The organism is Aphanizomenon sp. CS-733/32, assembly GCF_028330045.1.
GTDB lineage: Bacteria > Cyanobacteriota > Cyanobacteriia > Cyanobacteriales > Nostocaceae > Dolichospermum > Dolichospermum gracile.
This window is the reverse complement of the sequence record NZ_JAQMSE010000173.1, coordinates 1-5,716: the sequence shown is the minus strand read 5'-3', so window position 1 is coordinate 5,716 and position 5,716 is coordinate 1. Positions and strand designations below refer to the sequence as shown.

Sequence of the window (5,716 nt, the reverse complement as noted above, 5' to 3'; positions counted from 1 at the left end):
GTAAATCTTTACTGCCTTCCTCACCGAACAGTTTCTTAAAACCGAAATCTGTATAAGGATTAAAGTATTTTGCCGCCATAACTACTCCTCCAAGATTATTTTAATGAAATACTCGCTGAATAACTATGTATTTGGAAAACTCTGTCTAATATCTCCTGTATAGCAGAAAAAATGGGTTTGGCATCTCTTCTTGCGCGTGTCATTGCGGTCTATCAATTGGCATTATCTGCTCAAATTCTTTTAATTTATGACTGTCATGGAGGTTGCTCCATTGACGCTCCTTCTATTCTATAAAGGCATTAATTGTTTTTGAGGGAGTTAGGGCTAAGTGCAAAGATACTCAGATTATACGCTATAAAAGGATGAAGCGATGCCTGGGATGCAGTGCGATCGCACCCTCAAATTAACTCAAAGCTGAGAGCGATCGCTTATCCTAGGAAATAGATAAATGCCTGATCTTCCTATGGAGGCCACTGAACATGGACATTAGTGTAACTTTAAAATGAAATCAAAGCCCTGAGTATTGCCGATAGAATTCGGATTGTACAAGATATTTTGGAAAGTATCGCAGCAGAACAGGCTTATCCCGATTTAACAGCAGCACAAAAACGAGAACTTGATCATGAAACAAATCCAGATAATGTAATGACATGGGAGGAAATTAAAGCTTCAATATAATCATAATCACTGTTGTATGCTGACAAGCGTAAATTATTTATTTAAACAGATATTTTTATCTTGATCAAAATCGCTACAATACCTACCACAGCTAGATTTATTCCCATTTAATTTTGAAAATTTAGGCAATTAGGATTGCTAAAGCTATTTACCTTCCGCCTATTGCACTAAAATTAGTAGGCACCTAGCTGAGTTGTACAAACCTTTGAAATTAGGAGTGCATACGTGCCAACACTTGCTAAATACTTGCTGGTTGGATCAGTTGAAGCTTACAGTGGCAAATCTGCAACAGTTTTAGGTTTGTCTCATCAGCTAAAACAAAAAGGTTTGGATATTGCTTATGGCAAACCTTTGGGTAATTTTGTCAAGACATCTGCCAGAACGGTAGTTGAAGAAGATGTCCAGTTCATTACTCATCATCTTAACCTACCAGACAACCGCATTGCTCCCACCTTATTATCTTTGGATGAAATTACCGTCCAGAAACGCTTACAGGGAGAAGACACAACTAACTATCAACAGTTACTAGTACAGCAGTATTCACAAATACCAAAGAGTAATTTGGTACTGTTAGAAGGTCCGGCTAACTTATCGGAAGGAAATTTATTTGGATTATCCTTGCTGGAACTGGCAGAAAAATTAGATGCGCCTGTACTCTTAATTAGTCGTTATCAATCACTAACTTCTGTTGAGGCGTTGTTGTTTGCTAAACAGCAATTAGGTACAAGGTTAATGGGTGTCGTGATTAACGAAGTCCCTCACGAACAATTAGAGGTAGTTCATACACTCTTGCGCCCATTCTTAGAAAAACAGGGGATTTCCGTCCTCGCAACATTGCCCAAAAGCGATATCCTCCGCAGTGTGAGCGTCGGGGAATTAGTCAAGCAGTTAAACGCGGAAGTCCTTTGTCGGAGCGATCGCCTAGATTTATTAGTCGAAAGTCTCGCCATTGGGGCGATGAACGTCAACTCCGCCGTCAAATACTTCCGCAAACGTCAGAACATGGCAGTAGTCACAGGAGGCGATCGCGTTGAAATTCAACAAGCAGCCCTAGAAACATCTACCCAATGCCTCATCCTGACTGGACAACTGCCACCTCCTCCATTTATTCTCAACCGGGCCGAAGAGTTAGAAATCCCGATTTTATCAGTGGATTTAGACACTCTCACTACGGTAGAAATCATTGACCGCACCTTTTGTCAAGTCCGCGTCCATGAACCAATTAAAATAGAGTGCATTCGCTCTCTTATGTCTGAGCATTTTGATATTGACCGCTTATTATCCCAATTGGGATTCAATCCAGCGGCAGCATTATCATAAAATTGTCCAGATTCCCTTGATTGATCAGAATCAGCAGCGTAAATCCCCTTAATTACTCCTCAACTGGTTTATTGAAAGGTATTTGTTCTGGCAATGCTTCCCCAACCGGTTTAACTTCCTCAACAGTCAGATCAGATTTTTCGGCTGCTTCTGCCGCCAATAACTCCGATGTCACTGAATTTGGGGAACTTACTTCTGGCGCACTTGCCATTTCGCTAGTTTCTTCTCTGGCAATCACCACCTCAGTTTGAGTGATCTCTACCACAGTTTCAGTTTCTCCTGTGATAGACGACTCGGAAATCACCACCTCAGTTTGAGTGATCTCTACCATAGTTTCCGGTGCTGTTGGCGGAATTACTCGTTCTTCCTCTATAACAGTGGGTGGAGTTGGTGTTGCTTGTACCACCTCCAACATAGAAGATTGAGCAAAAGTCTCCTCAGACGAAGTTTCAGTTGTCATTGCTGGGGTAGCAGTTACCGACTCATCTGGTAATACTGATGGTGGCGTTGCTTCAGTCCCATTTGTTCGCAAAATCTCTGCAGCAGTTTTAATTACAGGCTTTTTATTCACAGTCTGCTGTATTTTCGCCTTAGCACCACCAAACACACTAGCAACAAAGCTTAATAACTGTCCAAATTTCTCTTTTACAGAAAACTTTGACATTTGTTCTTGAAAACTCACCTTAATTAGCTCAGGACTGGGGAGAGGAGTTTGTTGTCCTGCGGGGGCAAGTTGTCGCCGTAATGACAGAGTTTGGGACACAGACCATACTAACAGTGCCACACTAGCTACATGACCCAGTAACAGCCCTCCAGTAATCCGAGGTGTAAAAATCCATAATACTAAAGCGTAGAATAGCCCAACACCACTCCAGATAAAATCATTCTGGCGATGGATTTCTGGAAACAAGAAGGCTGATAAATAAATGGCGAGACTTCCAAAAGCGACTATCAACGCTAGAAGATAAGCCAGCATTTTTTAATACTCCTTACTATTTCAATAAAGAAAGGGAACAGGGAACAGGGAACAGGGAATAGGTAGGATATTGAGTTTCTCCCACTTTCCAATACCTTGTCCATTTTCTGCTTTGTTGGGTTAAGCGATAGCGCAACCCAACAAATACGTTGGGCTTCATGCTATTGCTTCGCAACGCTAACGTGAACAACCCAACCTACAAATCAAGGCTTTTTTAAATTTGGACAAGGTATTGACCTTCACTTCCATATTAGATAAACCATAGGCTAAAAGTTGACCATTTTCACTGATAGTCTTCTAAGGCTCGATAAGGATCGGCGATCGCCATTTCGTGATAATTATCTTTGTGTAACCTGGAGATAAAATTGGCAGTAATGCAAAAATTCGTTCAATTTATAGCTTTGATGCCACCAGCCAATATCTTTACGGTGGGACTATCTTTCTCTCTGGTAACGGGGCTTTATGCTTGTGGTAAGGGAGTAAATTCTGGTATCAATCTTAAAAATTTCAATATTGGTACTAATGTAGCACAGATTCAAAAAATTACCAAAAAAAATCAGGATACGACAATTTACATTCAAGGTAAAGTAGAAAAATATGCTCCGTTAATTAAGAAAAAAGCATATCAAATTAATGACTCAACTGGGAAAATTTGGGTGATCACTAATCAGGGCAATTTCCAAGTTGGAGAACAGGTGGTATTGAAGGGAAATGTTCAGTACCAGAGTGTCCCTTTGGCTGGTAAAGAATACGGTGAAGTTTATTTAGAGGAAAAGTAATTTATGAATAGTCAACTAGCTTATGTAGCCGTCGCCATTCTTTATCGAGAAAGTAAGTTTTTAATGCAATTACGGGATCATATTCCTAACATTATCGCTCCCGGCTGTTGGGCCTTATTCGGTGGACATATAGAACCGGGAGAAAGTCCAGAAATAGCCGTTCAGCGCGAGGTTATGGAAGAAATTGGCTATGAGTTAACTAATTTTACCAAATTTGGAATTTATAGGGACGAAAAAGCTGTGCGTTATGTATTTCAAGCACCATTGTTAGTTCCAGTAAGTCAACTTGTACTTTCAGAAGGGTGGGATTTAGATTTATTAACAGCAGCAGATATTCAAAAGGGTAAATATTATTCTGAAAAAGCCGGAGAAGTTAGACCTCTAGCATATTTACCTCAAAAAATTATGCTGGATTTTATCAGAACTCTATAGTCAGATCATTCAATTTACAAACATTTTGATTTTTCCAGATATTTTGCCAAAATTAGATTATTAATACATTCCATGCAGCCAGTAAAAAATCTACCCAATTCACCTAAATGGTTAAACATAGGATTAGCCTTTCCTGTGATTCTTTTAAATGGATGGTTATTAATTCAATTTATTAACTATTTTCAACCCTTAGTTAGTGTGATTTCTATTGCTATTCTTTTAGCTTTTGTGTTAGATTATCCCATTCAAATTCTCCAAAAGCGGGGAGTACCTCGAATTTTAGCAGTCGTAGTAGTATTACTGTTATCTATTATTATTTTGGGTGCTGTAGGTGTAATTCTGCTACCACTTATTCTGGAACAATTGAATGAGTTAGCTAATCTTCTTCCCTATTGGATAGAATCGGCAACTCAACAAATAGAAGCTTTGCAAAATTGGGCAGCTACTCAGCAACTACCAGTAAATTTAAGTGGATTAGCTGGTGAAATTTTAGGAAAAATATCAAGTCAATTGCAATCTTTTACTGGTAAAATTTTAGGGTTTGCCTTGGATACTATTGGCAATTTATTGAATCTATTAATTACCATAGTTTTGACTATTTATTTAGTCTTGAATGGGGAAAGTTTATGGAATGGAATTTATCTTTGGTTTCCCCCAAAAACAGCAAAAAAGGTGCGAGAATTACTGCGAGAAGATTTTAATAATTATTTCATTGGTCAAGCTACTTTAGGGGCTATTTTAGCTGTATCTATAACATTGGCTTTTGTCCTTTTACGAGTGCCTTTATCACTACTTTTTGGCATAGGAATTGGTTTGTTTTCCCTATTTCCTTTTGGTACGGGTATTGGCATTGGTATTGTCAGTTTATTAATAACTTTAAAAGACTTTGGTTTAGGGTTGGAGGTTGCGGCTATAGGTGTGGCTATTGATCAAATTAATTCTAATATTATTGCCCCACGTATTTTAGGAAATTTAACTGGTTTAAATCCTGTATGGGTGGTAATTTCTTTATTAATAGGCGCAAAGTTAGGCGGTGTATTGGGATTATTGGTTGCTATTCCTCTTGCTAGTTTTATTAAAGATATGGCTGATACTTGGCGTAATGGTGAATTTAATAAAACTGCCGTTGATAGTGAGTAACGACCAGTGATAAAATGTAGTTTTCACAAATTAGAACTAAAATATTCATATCACCCCACAGGAGGCTGTATGAGTCAGGTATATGAAGGAGTTCGCTGGACAATCACAGACTTGGAATTATTACCAGATAATGGCAACCATTATGAAATAAATTAATAAAAATGTCTGGAACACAATTCTCCAACTTTTAATTAAATTGTGGGAAAATAGTATTCTGTAGGTACAGGCACAAAAATCAAGAAAGTGATTACAATCTCTGTACAGGACAAAAAATAGAGAAAAAGCTTGCAAAGGAAACAGAGAAAGGGTTTCATAGAAAGTTACCACACAATCAAAGAAACCCCTATGAACCAGATTAACTTATTACGAGACACACTAAAACCACATTTGG

General features: G+C 38.4%; 7 protein-coding genes. 6 read left to right on the top strand and 1 reads right to left on the bottom strand.

Translation table 11 applies throughout. The features are described from left to right. The first annotated feature begins 555 nt into the window (after window positions 1-555). Together PN471_RS13855 and PN471_RS13850 are read left to right on the top strand one after the other, a co-directional pair. Window positions 556-678 (top strand): hypothetical protein, encoded by a 123-nt coding sequence (locus tag PN471_RS13855; RefSeq protein WP_271777347.1) that lies wholly within the window; start codon window positions 556-558, stop codon window positions 676-678. Between the two features lie 225 nt (window positions 679-903). Then, window positions 904-1,998: a phosphotransacetylase family protein gene (locus PN471_RS13850; protein WP_271777346.1), complete on the top strand. Its 1,095-nt coding sequence runs from the start codon at window positions 904-906 to the stop codon at window positions 1,996-1,998. A gap of 52 nt (window positions 1,999-2,050) precedes the next feature. On the opposite strand, the gene PN471_RS13845 is transcribed toward PN471_RS13850, so the two are convergent. After that, on the bottom strand, window positions 2,051-2,974 hold the full coding sequence (locus tag PN471_RS13845; RefSeq protein ID WP_271777345.1) for a Ycf66 family protein: 924 nt from the start codon (window positions 2,972-2,974) through the stop codon (window positions 2,051-2,053). 374 nt (window positions 2,975-3,348) lie between these two features. Here PN471_RS13845 and PN471_RS13840 point away from each other — a divergent pair, with 374 nt between their 5' ends. From PN471_RS13840 to PN471_RS13825, 4 genes are all read left to right on the top strand, one after another. Beyond that, complete coding sequence (locus tag PN471_RS13840) at window positions 3,349-3,753, top strand: hypothetical protein (RefSeq protein ID WP_271777344.1); 405 nt, start codon at window positions 3,349-3,351, stop codon at window positions 3,751-3,753. A gap of 3 nt (window positions 3,754-3,756) precedes the next feature. Continuing rightward, complete coding sequence (locus PN471_RS13835) at window positions 3,757-4,185, top strand: NUDIX hydrolase (protein WP_271777343.1); 429 nt, start codon at window positions 3,757-3,759, stop codon at window positions 4,183-4,185. 72 nt (window positions 4,186-4,257) lie between these two features. Further along, the gene (locus PN471_RS13830; RefSeq protein ID WP_271777342.1) at window positions 4,258-5,325 is read left to right on the top strand and encodes an AI-2E family transporter; all 1,068 of its coding nucleotides are present in this window, start codon (window positions 4,258-4,260) and stop codon (window positions 5,323-5,325) included. Between the two features lie 6 nt (window positions 5,326-5,331). Continuing rightward, window positions 5,332-5,481: a hypothetical protein gene (locus tag PN471_RS13825; protein ID WP_271777341.1), complete on the top strand. Its 150-nt coding sequence runs from the start codon at window positions 5,332-5,334 to the stop codon at window positions 5,479-5,481. The last annotated feature ends 235 nt before the right edge of the window (window positions 5,482-5,716 follow it).